The sequence below is a fragment of the Cohaesibacter sp. CAU 1516 genome (assembly GCF_005771485.1).
Classification (GTDB): domain Bacteria; phylum Pseudomonadota; class Alphaproteobacteria; order Rhizobiales; family Cohaesibacteraceae; genus Cohaesibacter; species Cohaesibacter intestini.
The window spans coordinates 231,313-251,350 of record NZ_VANT01000004.1; the positions used below are offsets into that span (position 1 = coordinate 231,313).

The 20,038-nt window shown below is 56.9% G+C and carries 20 protein-coding genes; 12 read left to right on the forward strand and 8 right to left on the reverse strand.

The features are described from left to right. Positions 1–318: 318 nt before the first annotated feature. The 4 genes from FDK21_RS12640 to FDK21_RS12655 all read right to left on the reverse strand — a co-directional run bounded on the left by FDK21_RS12640 (position 319) and on the right by FDK21_RS12655 (position 3,855). Positions 319–1,023, reverse strand: a complete 705-nt coding sequence (locus FDK21_RS12640) for a lysophospholipid acyltransferase family protein (protein WP_138148814.1) — start codon at positions 1,021–1,023, stop codon at positions 319–321. Positions 1,024–1,257: 234 nt separating this feature from the next. Then, entirely contained in the window at positions 1,258–1,494 is a 237-nt protein-coding gene (locus FDK21_RS12645; RefSeq protein WP_114009838.1) for a DUF4170 domain-containing protein, read from the reverse strand. A 146-nt stretch (positions 1,495–1,640) separates the two neighbouring features. After that, positions 1,641–2,453, reverse strand: coding sequence for a 3'(2'),5'-bisphosphate nucleotidase CysQ (locus FDK21_RS12650; protein ID WP_246657570.1), 813 nt, complete (start codon positions 2,451–2,453; stop codon positions 1,641–1,643). A gap of 31 nt (positions 2,454–2,484) precedes the next feature. After that, positions 2,485–3,855, reverse strand: coding sequence for a TldD/PmbA family protein (locus FDK21_RS12655; RefSeq protein ID WP_138148818.1), 1,371 nt, complete (start codon positions 3,853–3,855; stop codon positions 2,485–2,487). Positions 3,856–4,243: 388 nt separating this feature from the next. Here FDK21_RS12655 and FDK21_RS12660 point away from each other — a divergent pair, with 388 nt between their 5' ends. Then, entirely contained in the window at positions 4,244–4,891 is a 648-nt protein-coding gene (locus FDK21_RS12660; protein ID WP_138148820.1) for a DUF6101 family protein, read from the forward strand. A gap of 63 nt (positions 4,892–4,954) precedes the next feature. Here FDK21_RS12660 and FDK21_RS12665 read toward each other — a convergent pair whose 3' ends face one another. Next, positions 4,955–5,572 carry a hypothetical protein gene (locus FDK21_RS12665; protein WP_210238769.1) on the reverse strand — a complete coding sequence of 206 codons (618 nt, stop codon included), beginning with the start codon at positions 5,570–5,572 and terminating at the stop codon, positions 4,955–4,957. 117 nt (positions 5,573–5,689) lie between these two features. After that, a complete protein-coding gene (locus tag FDK21_RS12670) occupies positions 5,690–6,526 on the reverse strand; it encodes a patatin-like phospholipase family protein (protein WP_114009834.1) in 837 nt (278 codons plus the stop codon). A 220-nt stretch (positions 6,527–6,746) separates the two neighbouring features. Here FDK21_RS12670 and FDK21_RS12675 point away from each other — a divergent pair, with 220 nt between their 5' ends. From FDK21_RS12675 to FDK21_RS12705, 7 genes are all read left to right on the forward strand, one after another. Continuing rightward, complete coding sequence (locus FDK21_RS12675; RefSeq protein ID WP_138148822.1) at positions 6,747–8,003, forward strand: AMP-binding protein; 1,257 nt, start codon at positions 6,747–6,749, stop codon at positions 8,001–8,003. Further along, positions 8,000–9,121: a thiolase family protein gene (locus FDK21_RS12680; RefSeq protein WP_138148824.1), complete on the forward strand. Its 1,122-nt coding sequence runs from the start codon at positions 8,000–8,002 to the stop codon at positions 9,119–9,121. The genes FDK21_RS12675 and FDK21_RS12680 overlap by 4 nt, the downstream gene beginning before the upstream one ends. 41 nt (positions 9,122–9,162) lie before the next feature. Further along, positions 9,163–9,360 (forward strand): cation transporter, encoded by a 198-nt coding sequence (locus FDK21_RS12685; protein WP_114010399.1) that lies wholly within the window; start codon positions 9,163–9,165, stop codon positions 9,358–9,360. Positions 9,361–9,570: 210 nt separating this feature from the next. Then, positions 9,571–11,058 carry a sigma-54 dependent transcriptional regulator gene (locus FDK21_RS12690; protein ID WP_246657571.1) on the forward strand — a complete coding sequence of 496 codons (1,488 nt, stop codon included), beginning with the start codon at positions 9,571–9,573 and terminating at the stop codon, positions 11,056–11,058. A 115-nt stretch (positions 11,059–11,173) separates the two neighbouring features. Beyond that, positions 11,174–11,440 (forward strand): hypothetical protein, encoded by a 267-nt coding sequence (locus FDK21_RS12695; protein ID WP_114009831.1) that lies wholly within the window; start codon positions 11,174–11,176, stop codon positions 11,438–11,440. Between the two features lie 42 nt (positions 11,441–11,482). After that, entirely contained in the window at positions 11,483–11,971 is a 489-nt protein-coding gene (locus FDK21_RS12700; RefSeq protein ID WP_138148825.1) for a GNAT family N-acetyltransferase, read from the forward strand. Between the two features lie 451 nt (positions 11,972–12,422). Next, positions 12,423–13,307 carry an AraC family transcriptional regulator gene (locus FDK21_RS12705; RefSeq protein ID WP_138148827.1) on the forward strand — a complete coding sequence of 295 codons (885 nt, stop codon included), beginning with the start codon at positions 12,423–12,425 and terminating at the stop codon, positions 13,305–13,307. A gap of 110 nt (positions 13,308–13,417) precedes the next feature. On the opposite strand, the gene FDK21_RS12710 is transcribed toward FDK21_RS12705, so the two are convergent. Then, positions 13,418–13,954, reverse strand: a complete 537-nt coding sequence (locus FDK21_RS12710; protein ID WP_138148829.1) for an EF-hand domain-containing protein — start codon at positions 13,952–13,954, stop codon at positions 13,418–13,420. Positions 13,955–14,328: 374 nt separating this feature from the next. Then, a complete protein-coding gene (locus tag FDK21_RS12715) occupies positions 14,329–15,105 on the reverse strand; it encodes an EF-hand domain-containing protein (protein ID WP_171022069.1) in 777 nt (258 codons plus the stop codon). A gap of 416 nt (positions 15,106–15,521) precedes the next feature. Here FDK21_RS12715 and FDK21_RS12720 point away from each other — a divergent pair, with 416 nt between their 5' ends. The 4 genes from FDK21_RS12720 (at position 15,522) to FDK21_RS12735 (ending at position 20,034) form a co-directional block, all read left to right on the forward strand. Beyond that, entirely contained in the window at positions 15,522–16,289 is a 768-nt protein-coding gene (locus FDK21_RS12720; RefSeq protein ID WP_138148833.1) for a response regulator, read from the forward strand. Further along, a complete protein-coding gene (locus FDK21_RS12725; RefSeq protein ID WP_138148835.1) occupies positions 16,286–17,836 on the forward strand; it encodes an ATP-binding protein in 1,551 nt (516 codons plus the stop codon). Before FDK21_RS12720 ends, FDK21_RS12725 begins: the two co-directional genes overlap by 4 nt. A 157-nt stretch (positions 17,837–17,993) precedes the next feature. Beyond that, a complete protein-coding gene (locus FDK21_RS12730) occupies positions 17,994–18,518 on the forward strand; it encodes a GNAT family N-acetyltransferase (RefSeq protein ID WP_138148837.1) in 525 nt (174 codons plus the stop codon). A 250-nt stretch (positions 18,519–18,768) separates the two neighbouring features. Then, a complete protein-coding gene (locus FDK21_RS12735) occupies positions 18,769–20,034 on the forward strand; it encodes a SulP family inorganic anion transporter (protein WP_138148838.1) in 1,266 nt (421 codons plus the stop codon). The last annotated feature ends 4 nt before the right edge of the window (positions 20,035–20,038 follow it).

Here is a 20,038-nt window from a genome sequence, read left to right on the forward strand (position 1 = left end):
ATTCGTGTCGTTCTGGACCGTGTTAAAGATCAAACATGGCAATTGCTGGAAGACGCTTTGCCGTGCAAGAAGGAAAACCGCTTTTGCACCGCTTGTTCAGGCCAGCAACAAATATAGTGCAATTTTGCACAAAAAACGGATCTTTCAAATGGACTTGGCTGATAGGAATATATTGATAGCCTCTTTTCGGCGGATATTTCCACAGTCAGCGGCTCTTCGTCCCGTTTGTATCGCTATGTCTGACCGCCTGTCGCAGGGGCATCATGTCCCATATGTGCGACTACTATCCTATGCAGGCCACAGTAAATGCAAGGATATTCAACCCTTGGCGATACCACTGATGGCGTAAGCCTCTTCAGTGACCCCATTCAACCCAGCTTCAACCGCTTTGCGCAATCGCTCCATTTCGGCATCGTCTGCATCACGAGGAACATAGATCGGCTGCCCCACCTTCAACGCGGCGCGACTGAAAGGCAGATTGATGACGGCACGATCCCAGCTGTTCAGCTCGATATATCGGGAGGAGGCATAGGCAACCGGAACGATCGGTCGTCCAGACATTTTTGCCAGAGTGATCACACCCATGCCGCATTCACGAGCGCCCGTTTTGGGGACATTGACCGTCATCACCACACTCAGACCTTCTGCAAGTGTAGAAATCAGGCTCTTGAGGGCCTGGATGCCGCCTTTGGAAAGGGTCTTGGCCCGGTTGCGCCCACCGGAGCCACGCACCACCTCGACACCAAGGCTTTGGGCTGCAATGGAATTCAGATGGCCATCGCCAGAGCGGGAAATCAGAGCGCGGACATGAAAGTCTTCGCGTCTCATGAAAGGCACCATCAGATGCTGACCGTGCCAGAGCGCGACAATGACAGGAAACTCGTCCTTGATGCCATCATATTGTCGTGCCGGATCCTCAGCCATGCGCGTCGTGGCATGGACAAAACGAAGCCAATAGGCAATCGCCAACCCGCCAATCGTCAGGACGGTCTTGGAACGGGTTAATTTCTTCAGTCCGGACACGGTTTGGTTTGTCTCCCAAGGGGACAACAGCCGCAGAGACCTTCAAGGTCTTGCGACTGAGTGGCGCTTGCTTATGGATGCAGCTTCCATATAGAACCATTTGTCCATAAATGAAAGGGCTACCCAAAGGTGGGGCTATCCCGATACACAGGCGTGGTGGCAATCTTGCATGCTCTTGCCTTGCCAGCTCTTGCCTTGCTTGCCGGGATTCCGGGCCCTTGTGGTCCGTTGGCCTTATTTGGGCTCTTCAGGATCCATCAAGCGGTGCATATGGACGACAAAGTACCGCATATGCGCATTGTCTACCGTGCTTTGGGCTTTGGATTTCCAGACGTCATAGGCGGTGGCATAGTTTGGGTAGATGCCAACAATATCGAGATTGTCCAAGTCCTTGAAGTCCAATCCATCAAGGCTGCTCAATTCACCACCAAATACGAGATGCAGGAGTTGCTTCTGCTGTTCTTGCGCCATCGTCTCTCTCCGCTAAAGTTGATGATCCTCAGAATTCCTGTTCTGTAACGGCAAAATGCCTCAAGAACCAGTGCAGAGGACGGGATTTTCAGCACAAAGGCTGTTTCTCCGTCGAAAGTAGACCCTTGTTGTGCCATTTCAGGGCGTTATCGGCGCACAGGGAAGGACAGGCGCGCCATCATTGGCTGAACCAGTTCGCCCAAATGGGCATTGGCCGCATAAAGGCTGGCATGGCGCGTCTGGGGCTGATTATACAGCAAATGGCTGCCATTCTTGTCGCGCAGCTGGCCTTTGGCCTCTTCGACGATCAGGTCGGCGGCGGCAAGATCCCAGTCATTGGCATGTTCACGGGCAAGTGCCAGATCAAGGGCTCCGGTGGTGATCATGACAATGCGGTAGGCGAGCGACCGAATATAGTCGTGGCACTCGACGCCTGCACGGGCCAAAGGCCCCTTGCGGATGGCACTGCCGGGACCGGCTGCGCGGGCGCCCTGCAGCTTTTTGCGGTCCGGGCAGACCAGTGTCTCCCCATTCAGCGTCGCCCCACCATTCAAGTGGGCGCAATACATTTCATCGCGCACGGGAGCAAACAGAGCGGCAGCCACCGGACGCCCCCGCTCGACCACAGCCAGCGAGATGGTCCATTCGGTGCCAGCATCAATGAAGGCGCGGGTGCCGTCAATCGGATCGATGACAAAGATCCGATCCTTTTGCAGACGGCTCTTGTCGTCCTCGCTCTCTTCGGACAACCAGCCATAGTCGGGGCGGCGCGCCATCAGGGTCTTGTGGAGATATTTGTCGACGGCAAGGTCGGCTTCGGTCACAGGGCTGCTATTGCCTTTGGTCCAGACTTGTGGATCGGCCTTGAAATAGCCAAGCGCGATGGCACCGGCCTCTCTTGCGGCTGTTTCGAGCAGAGCGAGATCGTCCCGATCTTCACTGGTTGGCTTGATGGTCACTTGTGACACCTTTCCCAAAGACTATTTGGCCTTAGCGGCCCGCAATCGTCATGCCCTCGATCAGAACAGATGGGGCGCTGACGGCGCTTTCAAATTTCAAATCGTCGGCAGGCACCATCCGACCAAACATGTCGATCAGATTGCCCGCGATGGTGATTTCGGAAATGGATTCGGCCAGTTGCCCGTCACGGATCCGGAAGCCCGACGCCCCGCGGGAATAGTCACCGGTGACACCATTGACCCCGTGGCCAATCAGGTCGGTGATGAAGACGCCATTCTTGACGCCTGCAATGAGGTCTTTCTGGCTCTGGCTTCCCGGCTGGAGAGTCAGGTTGGTGGTCGAGGGGTAGGGATTGGCTCCGGATCGCGCAGCCCTGCCGTTGGTTTTCATGCCCAACTCGGCTGCCGTGGCGCTGTCGAGGATCCACTGGTTGAGATAGCCATCGGCCACCAGATCAAGCGGCAGGCAATCGGCCCCTTCGCCATCAAAGGGGCGCGAGCCCAGTCCCCGCACCATGGTCGGATCGTCGGTGATGTTGAGCCCTTTTGGGAAAATTCGGCGGCCGAGCTTGTCTTTGAGGAACGAGGTGTGACGGGCCACCGCCGAGCCATTGATGGCTCCGGCCAGATGACCAAGCAAGGTGCCCGCAACGCGCGGCTCGAAAATCACATCATAGGTGCCGGTTTCGACCTTGGCGGGGTTGAGACGGGCAACCGTCCTCTCCCCTGCACGGCGACCGACATGGGCAGGCGACTTGAGATCTTCGCGATGCACGGCGGTGGAGAAGGAATAGTCTCGCTCCATTTGCGTACCCGTACCCGCAATGGCGGTGGTGGAGAAGGAAATGCGCGAAGACATATAGGAGCCCACAAAACCGTGCGATGTCGCCAACACCATGCCACCGAGAAAATGCCCGGCACTGGCGCCTCCGGATTTGCTGACACCATGCTCTGCCAAGGCGGCTTCTTCGGCACCTTGCGCCATGGCAGCCAACTCTTCAGTGCTGGGAATGGTCAAATCGACCGGATCCAGTCGGTCCAGTCTGTCAGCGATCAGTTCCGGCGAGAGCAGGATGTCTCGGGCGGCCAAACGGGCAAATGGATCAGGTGGCGACAGGCGCGCCATGGCGACGGCCCGTTCGGCAAGGTTTTTCAGGATGTCCGGATCCGAGGTCGTGTTGGTCGAGATCGATGCCTTGCAACCGTCGATGAAGACGCGCAGGGCCATGGAGTCATTTTCGGAATGCTCATTCTCTTCCAACTTGCCATCCCGATAACCAACGGAGCTGGAGGCTGACCGTGCGGCCACAGCATCAGCAGAATCTGCGCCCGCCTTGAGCGCGGCTTCCACCAGATGTTGAGCCCGGTCGAGGATGATGGATTGATCAAGTAAATCGGACATATCGCTTCTAACAATCATAAACTGGGTCAGGCCGGAGGCGGCACAGATCGTGCGCCATCTCTTCCGGCTCGGCTGCTTGCATGGTCAGTTCGGCCCCAGACTGTCCCGACTTGACCCGGATAGCTGGCTCCATGCTGCATCATTCACATCCCTAACACTTAGGTCCTGTTGCCCATGGGGGCAAGCAAAAAGGCATGAAGCCTCTGCTTGTGGGCAATGAGGGCGTGGTTAGCAAAAGATGAAGGCCAATATCTGGTAACCAATCTCTAACCCTATAATATATCACGATTTTTTAACCCTGCCGCTTAAGAGAATAGCGAAGCCTGCCTGTTAGAGTGAGCGCATACAGAAAGAAGCACCCGAAAATGGGGCTCGCAGGAGAAGGCACGTGAGGCGTCAAGACAATCATAAATACACACAAGCCATTTCCTATCAGGTTGAGGGGTCGGCCCGGATCGACCCCCACAATCTCAAGAAATTTTTCCAGACATCAGAGATCCGCAAGAAGGCAGCCACGCTGACCGGCTTGCCGCACGCCATCCTGTTTGGTGAGAGCCGCTCCGGTATGGTGCAGATCAAAAGCGACCACGCCCTTGTGGAATGCGCGTTGACCTGTGGTCTGCCGCTAATCGTGCGAGTGCCGATGGGCTATTATCAAGGCATTGGTGCGCGCTTCGTCGTTGGCAATCGCGAGGGCAATCCGCTGGTTTGCATCCTTGAACTGGTGCATAAGGATCCAAGCCTTTCGGTTCCGGTGGCGGTGTCGACCGACCTCGAGGATATTGCCATTGACTGGCAGAGCTGGTCGCGCCGGTATGATCTGACCATGCTGCATCAGCCGCTTGGTTCTGGTGACTATGTTGCCGCAGAATCCAATGGTACATCCCTCTCCGGGCTGTCCGTGGCCAAACAGCAGCCAAGGCGGCCACATGCGCAGTTTTCTGCCCGCCGCCCACGCTTTCTGGCCCGCCGCAAAACCGGCCTTGCCGGTCAGATGCCCGCCCTCAAGGGCCGCGAGATCATCGCCCGCGACTAGTCGGGCGCTTTCCCCTCATTCCCTTTGCAATAGCATGAGCATCAGCATCATCTCTATGCTGGCCTATTGGCAACCATTGTGCTTCTTCCACATGGCCGGATCATGGCCTTTTGGAACGGAGCTGCATGGATCATCCTTGGCATATCCACGCAGCGTATTGTAAAGCGCGATCTGCTGTTTTGTCAGGATGGCGGGTGTCTTCAAATGGGCTGAGAGATGAATGTATCGCAGGCTCTCACGCGCTTTTGCGATCCGATGCAGACTGTCCTTGAGTATGGCATCTGTGATGCTGCCGGACCGAAAATGCGTTTCCAGTTCCCGTTCCAGATCAATCAAGGCCGCGCCCTGCAGCCTTGCCTGTTCGTTCATCTCGTCAAACAGGCGCTGAAGAGCCGCGATCTGTTCGGGCGTCAGCGTGATGTCTTTCTGCATTTCCAGCAGATGAGCAGGACCGGGAACACCATTCAGCTCAGCGGCCTTGGCCAATCCCCAGCCGGCACCACGCTGCAACTGGGCAATATCCTCTTCTGACAGGCTTTTAATGGCGCGGTTTTCCTGCCCTGCATAGGTCGAAGTATGTTGATGAGGCGGTTTGTTCGTACTGGCCACGGCCGGCAACGAGCTGGCCGCCATGGTCGCAATGGCCAGCAGTCCTGCCAGTCGTCTGTCTCGTTTCAACATTATGCCCACCTTATGTGATTATACGGATCACCACACCATATCACAGAATGAGCAAAAGCAACGACGCCTCGCGGAAGTGTTATCGATTCCTTAGCGGTGATTTGCCTGCAGAAAGCGTTAATGGCTCAGCATGGCGTCAAGGGCGTGTTTGACATCCTCCTTGGTTTGTTCGCTCGCCTTGAGGATTTCGTCTGCCTTGAGAAAATCGAGGGGCCGAAAGGCGCCAATACGCGGATGAACCAGCAGATCAACCCGGTCATGGCGCATTTTTTCGCGTTGAATGGTCTGCATCAGGATCTGTGACGCTCCGAACCCCATCTCAAACGCCCCCAACTTGCCCTCATCCGGGGTCTTGGGCAGGCCAACCACATCCACCGCCACCACGATATCGGCCAAGGCGCGAACGTGATCGACGGGCATGGGATTGACGCAGCCACCATCGACCAGAAGCTTTCCATTCAGGGTAACGGGTCGAAAAATGGCGGGAATGGCCATGGAGGCGGCAAGCGAAGGCAGCACCGCACCTTCCTTCAACACCACTTCCTCACCGGAAAAATAATCGGTTGCCGACAGGCTCGCTGGGAACAGCATGTCTTCAAAGCGCCGTTTGATCTCTTTGGGAAAGAAAGCTTCGGCAATCCATTCCGGATCGAACTGCACCCACGCACCGACCGGCGAGGAGTTTGACCAGAAATCGGAAAAGCTTTTGGGGCGATTCTGCCAGACGCGAGACAGGACTTCTGTCCTGTTGGCAAAGACCCGCAAACTGAAGTCATGCAACTCTGCCCCGCTGATACCGGACGCATAACAGGCCGCGGCAATGGCACCGATCGAGGTGCCGGACACGGCGACGGGCGTCACGCCCAGTTCATCGAACGCTTCCATCACCCAGATATGGGACAGGCCGCGCGCCCCGCCGCCGCCAAATGCAATGGCTACCGTCTTGTCGCTCATAGCTTCAGTCTTTCCGTCTTGATGTTGATTGAGGGCCAATATGCGCCTTTTTTCACCTGAACAGCAACCAAGCTTTGTTCCATCAGCACCGCAAAACTGGCATAGCTCACCCCCTTAGGGCGCAGACTTATCATTTAGGCAGAATTGACTTGGCAGCAATCCCCCCGATAGGGTTCGATTGCACTTGCTTTATGGCAATTGCCTTGTGACAGGAGCCCCCTTGAGTAACGAGACTTTTCAACGCGCTGATGACGGCATGATCCGGCTTGCCAGTGGGCGGGCTGATGTTGAACGCGACATTGCCCTGCTGCGGCAGTGCCTTGAGGATAGGCATTCAATCCTTGCTGGTCATGCAGGCTATGAAGATTGGGGCAAGAGCAAAGCAGGCGGTGGTCAAATGCTCTATTGCCAGAGCTCGGGCTCAAGCGACAAGGCCAAGACGATCCGTCGGACGGCCCTTTCCTGGGTCCAAACCTTTCGCAAGACCCGCTCGTTGTTTCATCTCTCCGCGCAGGACCCCTATGCGGTTCTAGGCGCTCTTAGCCACTCCCTCACGCTCTATGGCATCCTTGAAGGACTGGAGGTGGGCGGCGGTGTCGATGTGCTCACCGGCCTCACGCCGCGCCATCAGGCAGTGGCTCTGGCACAAGCGCAAAGCGCGGTGCTGTATGCGACCCCTTCGCAATTGCGGTTGCTATTGGAAGGGGCAAAGATTGCACAGATCACCCTACCCGTAATGAAACTGATCTGGAGCGGCGGCGGCAAGCTGGACCCGGATTGCCGAACCGGTTTGGAGGCACTCTGCCCCAATGGGCAAATTCTGGAATTTTATGGCGCATCGGAAACCAGCCTGATCACCCTGTCGGACAAGGAAACTCCTGTTGGCTCGGTCGGCAAGGCCTATCCCGGTGTTGATGTTCAGATTCGGGATGCTGACGGGGCTGTGCTTTCAGCGCCCGGTCAGATCGGCGAGATATGGATCAAGAGCCCCTATCTGTTTGATGGCTATGAGGTGGGGTCTAGCCGCGACACGCTCTGGCGGGATGGATATTTGACCGTCGGCGAGATGGGATCGCTCGATGCCAATGGCTTCCTGTTCCTGAAAGGCCGGAAAAGCCGCATGGTGACGGTGGCCGATCAAAATGTCTTTCTGGAAGATGTCGAAGCGGTGTTGCAATCGAATCCGTCGGTTCGGATCTGTGCGGCCTTCGCAGTGCCGGACAAGCATCGCGGTCACGTGGTGATGGCGATTGTCGAACGCACTCCGAGCGCGGCCAGCGATGGCGAGGATGCTGGCACGCATGTCGATCCGTTAGCCACTCACTTGCAAGCGCAATGTCGTGCGGTTTTGGGACCTCTGGCAACGCCCAAAGCGGTTCATTTCATCGATCATCTCCCCCTGCTGCCAGCAGGCAAGCCGGATCTCCTCGCCTTGTCTGAATGGCTTGAGGGTATTTTGGCGAAGGAGCGACCATGAGCAAGAGCTACTTGATGGCCGCCAGACGCAGTGCCGTGTCGCCGCGCCATGGCGCTTTTGCCGATCTGTTGCCGCATCAATTGGCCGTGCCTGTGGTCAAGGCAGTGCTGGCCGATGCTGGGCTGGACACTTCGGATGTGGGTGAGATCATTGTCTCCAATGCACTGGGGGCTGGGGGCAACCCGGCGCGATTGGTGGCCCTGGCCAGCGACCTGCCGGAACGGATCGGCGGTCTGAGCATTGATCGGCAATGTTGTGGTGGTCTGGATGCCCTGCTGCTGGCGGACGCGATGATCCGCTCTGGCCAGCATGATGTGGTGGTGACCGGGGGCGTGGAGAGTTATTCCCGCCGCCCACTTCGCTCCCACACCTTTGCCGATGGTTCCGAGCCTCAGCCCTATGATCAGGCCCCCTTCACCCCATGGCCGGAACGGGATCCCAATATGGCGGTTGCTGCTGATCAGCTGGCTCAGCGGCTCTCCATTTCCCGCGCTGAACAGGATGATTGGGCTATCCACAGCCATGCCAAGGCACTGGCTTCACAAGACAAAGCCGCTTGCGAGATCGTTCCGATCGCTGAGCTTGCCCATGATCCGTTTGGCCGCAAACTGAGCCAGCGGCTATGTGACCGCTCCCCGGTGATCGCTGGCAGCATCACCAGTGCCAATATGTGTGTGGCAGCCGATGCGGCGGCCTTCGTCGTGCTGGTTTCCGAGCGGGTGGCGAAAAAGGCCCCTCACCCTTTGCCCGAATTGCTAGCGGGAGCGACAGTGGGCGGAGAGCCTGACATGCCAGGCCTTGGCCCTGTGCCTGCCATCCGGGCAAGCCTTGCCAAGGCGGAGTTATCGACCGGCGATCTGACGATTGCCGAAATTATGGAGGCCTTTGCCGTACAGGCGATTGCCTGCCAGCGTGAAGCCGGTATCGATCCGGCCATCGTCAATCCATTTGGCGGGTCGCTGGCGCGCGGCCATCCCATTGGTGCATCAGGCGCGGTTTTGGCTGTGCGCCTGTTTCATCACTTGCAAAGGCAGAATGGTGTCGGTCTGGCAGCCATTGCTGCGGCCGGTGGGTTGGGCACAGCCCTGATTGTCAAATCGGGCACGCCGGGCCTATAGTGAGCGTTCATCGAAGCACCCAGATGTCAGGGACAAAGAGCATGATCAAATTGACAGTACAGGAAATGGCTTGCGGCGGTTGCGTTAAATCCATCAAGGAAGCGCTGACCGCGCTTGACGGATCAGTTAACGTCAATGCCGATCTGGAATCAGGCACCGTGGAAGTCACCAGCTCTGCGGAACCGGAAGCCATCCGCGCCGCAATCGAGGAAGCCGGTTTCCCCGCACAATTGGCCTAATGCCGTTAGGGCATGTTAGGTGGCGAACTTATGCAAAGGCGTTTCCCACGGGAAGCGTCTTTGCTGTTTTTGGACAAAAACAGCGTAAAACCCTCGCATTCTGCATTGGTTTCGAGGCTTCTTTGGTAAAGATTTCGATTTGCAAAGACTTTGTTTACCCTGTTTGAGCAACATGGCGTCGTAAGTAGTTTTTAGAAAGGCGCCACCATCATGTTATCAGGACACGCGGATGCCAATTCCGTCCGCATTGCCGTTGTCAGTTCTGACCCCGCCTTCCGCCGCATGATCAACGAGCAATTGTCGAGCATGCTGGAAGAGCGGTTGATGCAGCCCTGTGATTTTCAGATCTTCGACGACAAGGCCCCGGCGACCTTCCTCATGGAGCCGAGCTGCGCCCTTGTCACGTTCGATGACGAGGAAGACCTCAAAAGCCTGTCGCGCCTTGCAAGCCGTCATCCCAACATGCTGCTGCTGGCCTTGAGCGAGAATGGTTCGGTGTCACGCGCGGTTGCCTCGATGCAAGCTGGTGCCCATGATTTCGTCGCCCGCCCAGTGAGCGCCGCCGCACTGGCGAGCCGGCTGACCGAATTGCTGGCCCAACACCGCCCAGCGCCCCATCCAACACGCATAGAGGCGCCTGCAACAGCAGAGACCGCTTTGCATGTCTCCAATGGGCAACCGATTTCCGTGCAGGACAACTCGGAAGCGATGCGCGATTTTGAAGGCTTTATCGGCAAGTCTCCCGCCATGCAGGGAGTTTATGACCAGATCCTGCGGATTGCCGCCTCCAAAGCGCCGGTCTTCATCACAGGTGAATCCGGCACGGGCAAGGAAGTCTGTGCGCAAGCGCTGCATACGCGCTCCAGCCGTGGCGAAGGCCCTTTCATCGCCATCAATTGCTCAGCCATTCCGTCCGATCTAATGGAATCGGAATTGTTCGGACATATGCGCGGCTCATTCACAGGCGCCACCGAAGACCGCAAGGGGGCTGCTGAACTGGCCGATGGCGGCACGCTGTTTCTGGATGAAATCGGCGAAATGCCCCATGATCTGCAAGCCAAGTTGCTACGCCTGATCCAGACCGGCACCCTGCGCCGGGTCGGAGGGCATGAGGAAATCTCCCTCGATATCCGCTTTGTCGCTGCCACCAACCGGGATCCGGTCGAGGAAGTGCGTGCGGGCCGGTTCCGCGAAGATCTGTTCTATCGGATGCATGTCTTGCCGATCCATTTGCCGCCTTTGCGCGAACGCAGCGGGGACATCATGCCGCTGGCCCAATCCTTCCTGACGCAGTATGCGCAAGAGGAAGGTAAGGCCTTTGCCCTGTTCAGCACCGAGGCCGAACATATGCTCAAGGCCTATCGCTGGCCGGGCAATGTGCGACAGTTGCAGAATATCATTCGCCGACTGACAGTGATGTATGACGGGATGATTGTCGAAGCCGACTTCCTGCCTGATCTGATGCATAGCGACGAGCATTATGAAAGCGATCTGGATCACGCCATTTCCAACCTGCGCCATATCGGATCGGTGATGGCGGAGAGTATCGAGCCCTTCTGGATGCAGGAAAAGCAAATCATCGAAGGGGCTCTTAGTCATTTTAACGGCAACATCTCACGCGCGGCTGCTGCTCTGGAGATCAGCCCTTCAACGATCTATCGCAAGCGTATGAGCTGGGCGCAGAAGGAAGTCTGCTAGGCTTTTTCGCGCATCCTTGGAGCCGTCCAGTTGCTCCTGGACAAAGATAGCCTCTCGACAGACGCGTTTCTGCCGACTATGAGTGGGCAGATCCAATGTCTTGAAGAGAGATGGCATGATTTTCTGTATTCAGGGGCGGGCCAGCGAGGCCCCAAAACCACCCCAAACCAAAGCACAGCGTCGCAACTTCGTGGTCTGCATTGATAGTGACCATCCGCGTACCGCGCAGGAAGAGGCTGAGAAGGCGCTCGAAGCGATCGATTGCAGCTTCATCACCGTGACCCGTATTCTGGAAGTGCGTGGCGAGACGCGCGATCCGGCACTGGCCAAAATCGTGGACGAAGCCCGCAGAAACGGCCTTGGACTCGCGATCTATCGCTGAGTTCCGACCCGCTTCCCTCTGCCTGCAACGAAAGAGCCAGTCATGAGCTATACGTTCATTCGCCCTGCCACCGATGAGGATGGCCCGGCACTCAAGCGTCTGATCACCGAGATTTTTGCCGATTATGACAATTGTCTCTTCGTGGATGAGGAATTTCCCGAACTGGCCCACCCCGCCAGCTATTATGTGGCACTGGGTGGCCAGATGTGGGTGGCGGAATCGGACGGTGAGCTGGTTGGCTCACTGGCAGTCGGCGAGAGCCTGACGCCGGGCGTGTTCGAATTGTTCAAGGTTTATGTGGCCCGGAAGGCGCGTGGTCAGGGTCTGGCCTGGTCGATGTATAATCTGGCCACCGATCTGGTGGATAGCCGTGAAGGCCATACTCTCAAATTATGGACGGACACACGCTTTGTCGAAGGCCATCAATTCTATGAAAAGGTTGGCTTCGAGCGGGTTCCGGTCACACGCTATCTCAATGATGCGTCTGACACATGGGAATATTGCTACCGGCTGGACGCCCATGACGGCTAGTTCCGTTGACGATTGGACATAGAAAAGGGCGCTCCCATCCGGAAGCGCCCTTTTTTGCAAGGCCTTACGATCATTTGCCCTCAGCTCAGCGCCCAAAGGGCAAGGCTGCAAACCACGATATGCAGCAGGATCGGCCACCAAATGGGGCTTTGCGGCAAGTCTGGCAGGGACAATCCAGATCGCTTCGATCGTTGCGATTCCAGCTGCGGCATTTGAGTCCAATGGTCCAGGATACTCATGTCTGGCCTCCATTTCCCGGCATTCTGGACGAGCAAAATCTCTCACCCGCGCCTGTCTGAGGCTGGGGCTGCTTCCGTCTCAAAATCCCGTATTTTTGCGTTTACAGGCTGTATTTTATGGTTTGATGCATGAAAAGAGAATGATCGCACTGGCCAATATGATATGCTCAATGGTAGTCCTTGCATGAGACAGAAACCAAGAGGCCGGACGCATGGAAAATGGTCATAAATATCTGCTGCGCACCGACAGCTTTCCACCCTGCAATCATCCGTCGGGGGAAAGCGGCAACCTGAATTACTCCCGCAGTCTGGGCACAGATGGCAACTGGATCGGCTGCGGCTTCATTGCGCAGGTTCATTCGGACGGCAATTATTACAATATCAAGTTCCCCTATTTCTCCCTCGTTTATGTGGCCTCCGGCACGGGCAGTTATATCGATCAGGATGGCAATGTCTTTCCATTGTCGGCAGGGTCGGTGTTCATGCGTCTTCCCGGTATGGTCCATTCCAGCACGGTGGATGATGTCGCCAAATGGCGCGAATATTATCTCGACTGCGATCAGGCACTCTATGATCAACTGATACGGCAGGGACTGTTGTCCGCCAAGCTGCCAGTGTTGCAGCAATCCCCTTCTGATCGCCTGATGGGGCGGCTGGAAGACATGCTTTCGAGCCTCAAGCATGGGGTGGAGAGCGATCTGGCAGAGATCCAGATTCACTTCCTGTCCTTGCTGGTTTCCCTTACCCGGTCACAAGAAGCTGGCAGCAAGGAAAGCCAGATGCACAGACGGATCACCCAAGCCTGTGAGGATTTTGACCAGATCTATGCTGGTCGGCTCGATCTGAGGGCCTATTGCATGGACAAGGGCTGGTCCTATGAGCATTTCCGCAAGGTTTTCAAACAGCATACGGGCATCGCACCGCGAGACTATCTGATCCGACGGCGGATGGATCATGCCTGCCGCCAGTTGCGTTCAAGCTCCTTGCGGATCTCCCAGATTGCCGACCAGTTGGGCTATGCTTCGCAATATGAGTTTTCAAACCAGTTTCACCGTCATTTCGGGGTCTATCCGAAGCATTTTCGCAATGGGCATTAGCAGCCCGAACTGCTGCCCCCCGAGGAAGAACGCAAAAACTCCGCCATCCTTGCGAATGGCGGAGCAGGCAATCGTGTCAAATGTCGGTGATGGATAAGCGGGTCATCTAATCAGGATTTTGGCGCGTCTTGCGGGGCTGGCTGCTTCTGCATGGAGCGGCCCCATTTGCCGCCGCGGCGGTCGGATTTGTCGATTTTGCCGTCATCATTGCGGTCCATGCGCTCGAACATAAAGCCCGCCGGTTCGCTGATTTCTTCAAGGGTCACCTTGCCGCTGCCGTCGCGATCCATGCGCTGGAAAGCCCGCACCATACGATCCTGCGTCATGCGCATCCATTCAGCCTTGAACTCCTCAAGATCAACGGCACCGTCGCCGTTGGCGTCATTGTCCTTGATCTTTTTGGTCAGGCCGGCATCCAGCTCTTCCTTGGTCAGGGCGCGGTCGCTGTCGGTATCAAACTCCTTGAACAGCTGCATGGGACCTTTCATGCCGCCGCGCATGCCTTTCTTGTGCCAGCCGTGATGGCCTTTGTGGCCATAGTCATTGCCCCATCCCCGTGCGGAAGCCGGATCGGCGGAAACCAGAGTGGTTGCAGACAGGCCAGTCATCAGGGCAACAGCCAATGCGATTTTCGATGCGTTTTTCATATCATTTCCTCTCAATGTATGGCGCCAGTTCGGTTGGCGTTTTTAGGGCGATTTGGTTGCTCAATGTCGCGTTCAAAGTCAGAAACTCATTGCGCTCGGGCGGGCCTTTCAGCCCCTCTTCCCTTGCGCCACATCCAACAGATAGGGGGCAATTGCCGCGAAAAAATGCTGAAATTGCGCCATTTTGTCGCGCTCTGTAACCATCTTGCGGCTTGATACATTCGGTTACAAATTTCCCAACCATCGGCTGGAGACGCCTTTCATGGCCCATATGTCTCGGCATCAAGCCCGACTGCAGCCCCCCAAAAAAAGAAGCCCCGCCACCGATGGCGGTGACAGGGGCGTGATGTCAGATCAGAGTGAGATCTACAGGCTTAGTTGACCTGTGCCAAAGGGGGCAGAGGCGGCTGAGGGGCCTGCTGGGCCTGTGGTGTCTGAGGTCCCTGCGGGGCCTGTGGACCGAAACCCGGACCAAAGCCTTTGGGGCCGAACTGGCTGTTTTGTGGACCAAACTGGCCGTTTTGTGGTCCGAAGCGTCCATTCTGCTGGCCGAACTGAGGACCATTGGGGCCCTGCTGCATATTGCCTTGCTGCCAGCGGCCACCATGGCGTCCACCGCGACGGCCATCGTCGTCACCCCAGCGTCCACCGCGTTTCCCCATGCGCTGTTGCGGGCGGTCGGCCTTGTCGATTTTTCCGTCATCATTGCGATCCATGCGGTCAAACATGAAACTGGACTGCTGTTGCAATTCTTCCAGCGTCACCTTGCCATCCCCGTTGGGATCAAGGCGCTGGTAGGCACGGACCATCATCCGTTCGGTCTGCTTGGCCCATTCGGTTTTGAATTCTTCAAGCGTGATCGCCTTGTCACCATCGGTGTCATTGTCGGTGATTTTCTGCTCCAGCGCGGTCGCCAGCTCTTCCTTGGTCAGCACACCGTCCTTGTTGATGTCAAACTGCTGGATGCGCTGTTCTGGCCCCATTCCGCGCGGTCCACCCTTGAAGCCACCACGAGGGCCCATGAAATTCTGACCCTGTTGCGGGCCACGGTCGTTCCAACCGCGTGCAGATGCCGTATCAAGGGACAGTGCGGTTGCTGATACACCGCCGATCAAAGCGACTGCCAGTGCGATTTTGCTAAAGTTTTTCATTGATCCATTCCTTTGTTCAAGGGGCCAATTCCTCATTGGCCTTGGGGCCGTCTCACAGGCCGGTTTGCGCGTGATGACCCGCCCATTTGTTGATTGGGCTGGCCGGGTGATGGTCGGCGTGGATGCTGGCCAGTTGGTCTTGGTTTGGCCGTTCTGCCGATGCACTGAAGTTAGGAAGGATTTGTCGCAGAACTATCTCGCAAAGCGGCAGAATTGTCGCGCTCTGTAACCGCGTCCCAAACCGTTACAGAGCGATACAAATTACCGGACTTTGCGTTGAAAAAACCCGCTATTCTGGCTTTGTTGATAAGGAAATCATGCTATTTGAAGAAGCATGACCCACGCTAACCCGCACAGACAGCTTCTGTGAAGTGGCGCGTGCATCACACAGACGACGAGACCACAAGGAGAGACACATGGAGCAATCAGCACATATTCTGGTGGTTGACGATCACCGCGACATTCGTGAGCTGTTGTCAAAGTATCTTTCCAAGAATGGTTTTCGCGTCTCGGATGCCGATGGGGGGGTGAAAATGCGGCAGGTGCTGAAGACCGCCGCCATCGACCTCATTGTGCTCGATGTGATGATGCCGGGCGAAGATGGGCTGACGCTGTGCCGTCATGTGCGCGAGAATGAGAATATCCCGGTTATTCTGCTGACGGCTCTGGGGGAGGAAACCGACAGGATCGTCGGGCTGGAAATCGGTGCGGATGATTATGTGTCCAAACCCTTCAGCCCGCGCGAATTGCTGGCGCGCATCAAGTCGGTTTTGCGCCGCAGCCAGTCGATGCCACCGGAAGCCCAGCGTACCGAGGAGCCCGAGCTGCTTCGATTTGATGACTGGGTGCTGCATGTGCATCAGCGCGAGTTGGTCAGCCCGAAAGGGGTCACGGTTCCCCTGAGCGCGGCAGACTATCGGCTGCTGGTCACCTTTCTCAAACGCCCCACCATGGTGCTGTCACGCGATCAGTTGCTTGACCTGACCTCTGGTCGGACAGCCCAGATCTTTGATCGTTCCATCGACAATCAGGTCTCCCGCTTGCGCAAGAAGATCGAAGAAGACCCCAAAGTGCCCAAACTGATCAAGACCGTCCGCGGAGGCGGCTATGTCTTCACCGGCAAGGTGACTGGCAAAGTCTCTGATGCCGACCTGCCTGACATGGATGAGGAGACCGGCCTTTGATCGATAAAAAGCAGCCCACAACCAAGTCTGACGACAAGAAGCGCCCTTCCCCTGCGCGCTCCTTCCGGCTCTGGCCAAGTTCATTGGCCGGACAGCTGGTGGCTGCCTTGATGATTGCATTGGTGGTGGCCCAGGCGGTGACCATCTTGCTGTTTGCCTATGAACGCTCGAACATCGCGGTAACGACGACCCGCGGACAGGTACTGGACAGAACGGCCTCTGTTGTCCGGTTGTTGAATGAAACAGACGAAAGCCTGCATCAACGGGTGATCCGAGCGGCAGAAGGGCCGGACATCCTGTTCACCCTGCGTGACAAGACCAGCCTTTTGGTGCCGCGTTCAGGAACCAAGGAATCCTTTCTTGTCCGTCGTCTGGAACGCCGCGCAGGCCTCGAAGAGGGCACTGTGCGGATCAGTGATCTTCCGCGCAAGTTGACCTTCAACAAATCCGATCCCCAGTCGCGCAATGACGATGCTGTGCAATCGGATGACCGCTGGCGGAAATGGAAAGAAGAGAGGGACGAAGCCCGCAAAAGAGGCTTTGAGGCCTGGAAACAGCGTCATGACGACCGGATGCGTGATCGCAACTGGCGGGATCGACGCCCCAAGCTTGCTGCTCTGGACATGACCCTTGCTGTGCCCCTGAATAGTGGAAAATGGCTGCAGGTGCGCACTGGCTTGCCCAAACCGCCCGAAAAGTGGGGCCGGCCTTTTCTGATTTCACTGGTGACAACAGCGAGTTTCATCTTTCTGGTGGTCATCTTCACCGTTCGCCGTTTGACGGCACCGTTGCGCGATCTGGAAAATGCCTCCCGCAAACTGGGACGGGGTGAAACCATCGAGCCATTGGCCGAGAAAGGGCCAAAGGAAGTGCGCGGCACCATCATCGCCTTCAATGCGATGCAGGAACGCTTGATGCGCTTTGTTCAGGACCGAACCCGGATGTTGGCAGCGGTCAGCCATGACTTGCGCACCCCCATCACCACCCTGCGCCTCAGGGCCGAGTTTATTGATGATGAGGAAATGCGCGGCAAGGTTCTTGAGACGCTCGAAGAAATGCAAGCGATGACCGAGGCTGTGCTGGCCTTTGCCCGCGAGGATGCGACAAGTGAGGAAACCCGCGAGGTGGATATTGCCGCAATGCTGTCGTCGATGGTGGATGACTATCAGGAAATGGGCAAGGATGTGCGCTTCGAAGGGCCCGACAGCTTGATTCAGCTGTGCCGGGCGGTGAGCCTGAAACGGGCCATGCGCAACCTCACTGAAAATGCCTTGCGCTATGCTGGGGATGCGACGGTTCAACTCGCCAAAACAGCAACGGGGCTACGGATCGATGTCTGTGACCGTGGACCGGGCATTCCCGAGGATAAGCTTGAAGAGGTCTTCTCGCCTTTCTTCCGGGTGGAGGGATCACGCAATCTGGAAACAGGAGGCGTCGGGCTTGGATTGTCGATCACGCGCACAATCATCCGCAGCCATGGGGGCGACATCACACTGACCAATCGTTCTGGCGGCGGGCTGAAAGCAACCATTCAGCTGCCACGCTGACAGATGTGTCGAGAAGCGCGAAGGTTGGGCACAGCGTCACATTATTGTCATCTGTTTCAGTGCATAACCGGCAAGAACCAAAGAACCCGTTCAAAGTCGGCCGCCATCGCCATTCGGGCGAGGCCCATGTCAGGCCGGTTGATATAAGGATAATCCGATGACAGCACAATTGCGTCTCGCCAAGGCCGAGCAGATTGCTCATATCCGGCCACTCATTTTCTCCGCCTTCTCCCCCGTTGCCGCTCGCATGAAGAAGACGATCCCGGACGATGCCTGGTCCGATCTTGGCGACTATGTCGATCAGCGCAATCTCTATATTCTGAAAGACGAGGACGGTGATGCCATCCTCGGTGTCCTTTGCTTGAGAGAAGGCAAGGACCATATTCATGTCGATACGGTGGCGATCCATCCTGATCATCAGGGACGTGGACTGGGCACGATGCTGCTGCAGGATGCCGAAATGATTGCCGAGTCTCGTGGATGCCCACATTTGCGGCTGCACACGCCGGAAGTCATGGACGAGCTTCTTGGTTTCTATGAGCATCTCGGTTTCAGGGAAACCAAGCGCGCCCTGCCCAGCCATGGCCGCGATGACATTCTGCGGGTGCATTTCGAAAAAGAGATCGCCCATAGCGACTTGCGGGTCGATCCAGAGTTTGAGCATGATCGTCAGCTGTGCTGACTTTGCATGGCATCAGGGCCTGTTTCGCCCTTCCAGCTATCCCATCCATGCATTGCAGCAATGCCCGCCTCTTTCAGTCGAAGGCAGGGCTTGAGCCGTGAGAGCAAAAGCCTTAAGCAGGTCGTAATCTATCAGGCCAGCCTTTTGCCGTACCCTCTCGACAACACCTATTCGTGTCTAGGATGGCCTGCCCCCCGCGTGCAGGGGCAGAGCGCCCGTTCGCACGCCTTTTGTCAGGACAGGCTGATCCATGCGCCAACCAAAGCTACTGACCACCCTTCGCACGTATAATCGCCGCGCCTTTGCAGCCGACTGCATGGCGGGGATCACGGTGGCGATGGTGGCGATCCCGCTTAGTCTGGCGATCGCCATTGCGTCGGGGGCTGATCCGGGCAATGGATTGATCACGGCGATTGTTGCCGGTTTCTTCATTTCGCTGCTGGGCGGCAGCCGGGTCCAGATTGGCGGTCCAACCGGGGCCTTCATCGTTGTTGTCTATGACGTGATTGCCACCCATGGCTATGATGGTCTGGTTTTGGCGAGTTTCATGGCCGGGTTGATTTTGCTGGTGGCGGGGTTTTTCCGGGTCGGGCGCTTGATCGCCTATATCCCCGATGCGGTGGTCAATGGCTTTACCATCGGCATCGGCATCATTATCGGCTCCAGCCAGATCAAGGATTTCATGGGGCTGGATCTTGCGTCGGTTCCAGCGGATTTCCTTGAAAAACTGCCCGTCCTGTGGAATGGCCTCGACAGCTTCAATCTGGCCGCCTTCATCATTGCTTTGGGCACGCTGTTGTTGATTGTCGGCTTGCGCCATGCCTTGCCACGCTTTCCCGGCCTGATCATTGCGGTCGCGGTTGGATCGGTGATGGTGGCCCTGCTGCAATTGCCCGTGGATACGCTGGGTGGACGCTTCGGGGCGCTGCCAAGTCAATTGCCGGTCCCGGCATTCCCGGATCTGTCGATTGGGCGGGTCATTGAGCTGTTTCCTTCCGCGCTGATCATCTGCTTTCTGGCTGGGGTCGAATCCCTGTTGTCAGCCATGGTGGCGGACCGGATGATTGATGGCAATCATCGCCCGAATGCGGAGCTGTTGGCTCAGGGGGCTGCCAATGTGGCCTCGTCCCTGTTTGGCGGCATGCCAGCCACCGGAGCCATTGCCCGCACGGCAACCAATGTGAAAGCAGGTGGCAAGACCCCGGTTGCGGGGATTGTTCATTCGATTGTGATCCTGCTGGCCATGCTGTTTGCCGCCCCGCTGGCGGCTGGATTGGCGATGCCCGCGCTTGCCGCCCTGTTGATGTTGACCGCATGGAATATGTGCGAAGTCCACAAGTGGGGAGAATATCTGCGTGGAGACAGAACCGAGCTTGCGCTGCTGCTGCTTACGCTTATTCTGACAGTCCTAGTGGATTTAACCGTCGCGATCGGTGTCGGGGTTTCGGTTGGCCTTGCCATTCGTCTCTCGCGCCGCAAATCTGTCGAAAGTGACTGGCACATGCCGGAACGGTGAGTAT

What these genes read in the sequence shown, in the direction of transcription:
- FDK21_RS12645 (WP_114009838.1), bottom strand. Translation starts at nt 1,494, where the DNA reads ATGGCGCAAGAACAGCAGAAGCAACTCCTGCATCTCGTATTTGGTGGT.
- FDK21_RS12655 (WP_138148818.1), bottom strand. Translation starts at nt 3,855, where the DNA reads ATGTCCGATTTACTTGATCAATCCATCATCCTCGACCGGGCTCAACAT.
- FDK21_RS12665 (WP_210238769.1), bottom strand. Translation starts at nt 5,572, where the DNA reads ATGTTGAAACGAGACAGACGACTGGCAGGACTGCTGGCCATTGCGACC.
- FDK21_RS12670 (WP_114009834.1), bottom strand. Translation starts at nt 6,526, where the DNA reads ATGAGCGACAAGACGGTAGCCATTGCATTTGGCGGCGGCGGGGCGCGC.
- FDK21_RS12680 (WP_138148824.1), top strand. Translation starts at nt 8,000, where the DNA reads ATGAGCAAGAGCTACTTGATGGCCGCCAGACGCAGTGCCGTGTCGCCG.
- FDK21_RS12685 (WP_114010399.1), top strand. Translation starts at nt 9,163, where the DNA reads ATGATCAAATTGACAGTACAGGAAATGGCTTGCGGCGGTTGCGTTAAA.
- FDK21_RS12690 (WP_246657571.1), top strand. Translation starts at nt 9,571, where the DNA reads ATGTTATCAGGACACGCGGATGCCAATTCCGTCCGCATTGCCGTTGTC.
- FDK21_RS12695 (WP_114009831.1), top strand. Translation starts at nt 11,174, where the DNA reads ATGATTTTCTGTATTCAGGGGCGGGCCAGCGAGGCCCCAAAACCACCC.
- FDK21_RS12700 (WP_138148825.1), top strand. Translation starts at nt 11,483, where the DNA reads ATGAGCTATACGTTCATTCGCCCTGCCACCGATGAGGATGGCCCGGCA.
- FDK21_RS12705 (WP_138148827.1), top strand. Translation starts at nt 12,423, where the DNA reads ATGGAAAATGGTCATAAATATCTGCTGCGCACCGACAGCTTTCCACCC.
- FDK21_RS12710 (WP_138148829.1), bottom strand. Translation starts at nt 13,954, where the DNA reads ATGAAAAACGCATCGAAAATCGCATTGGCTGTTGCCCTGATGACTGGC.
- FDK21_RS12715 (WP_171022069.1), bottom strand. Translation starts at nt 15,105, where the DNA reads ATGAAAAACTTTAGCAAAATCGCACTGGCAGTCGCTTTGATCGGCGGT.
- FDK21_RS12720 (WP_138148833.1), top strand. Translation starts at nt 15,522, where the DNA reads ATGGAGCAATCAGCACATATTCTGGTGGTTGACGATCACCGCGACATT.
- FDK21_RS12730 (WP_138148837.1), top strand. Translation starts at nt 17,994, where the DNA reads ATGACAGCACAATTGCGTCTCGCCAAGGCCGAGCAGATTGCTCATATC.
- FDK21_RS12735 (WP_138148838.1), top strand. Translation starts at nt 18,769, where the DNA reads ATGCGCCAACCAAAGCTACTGACCACCCTTCGCACGTATAATCGCCGC.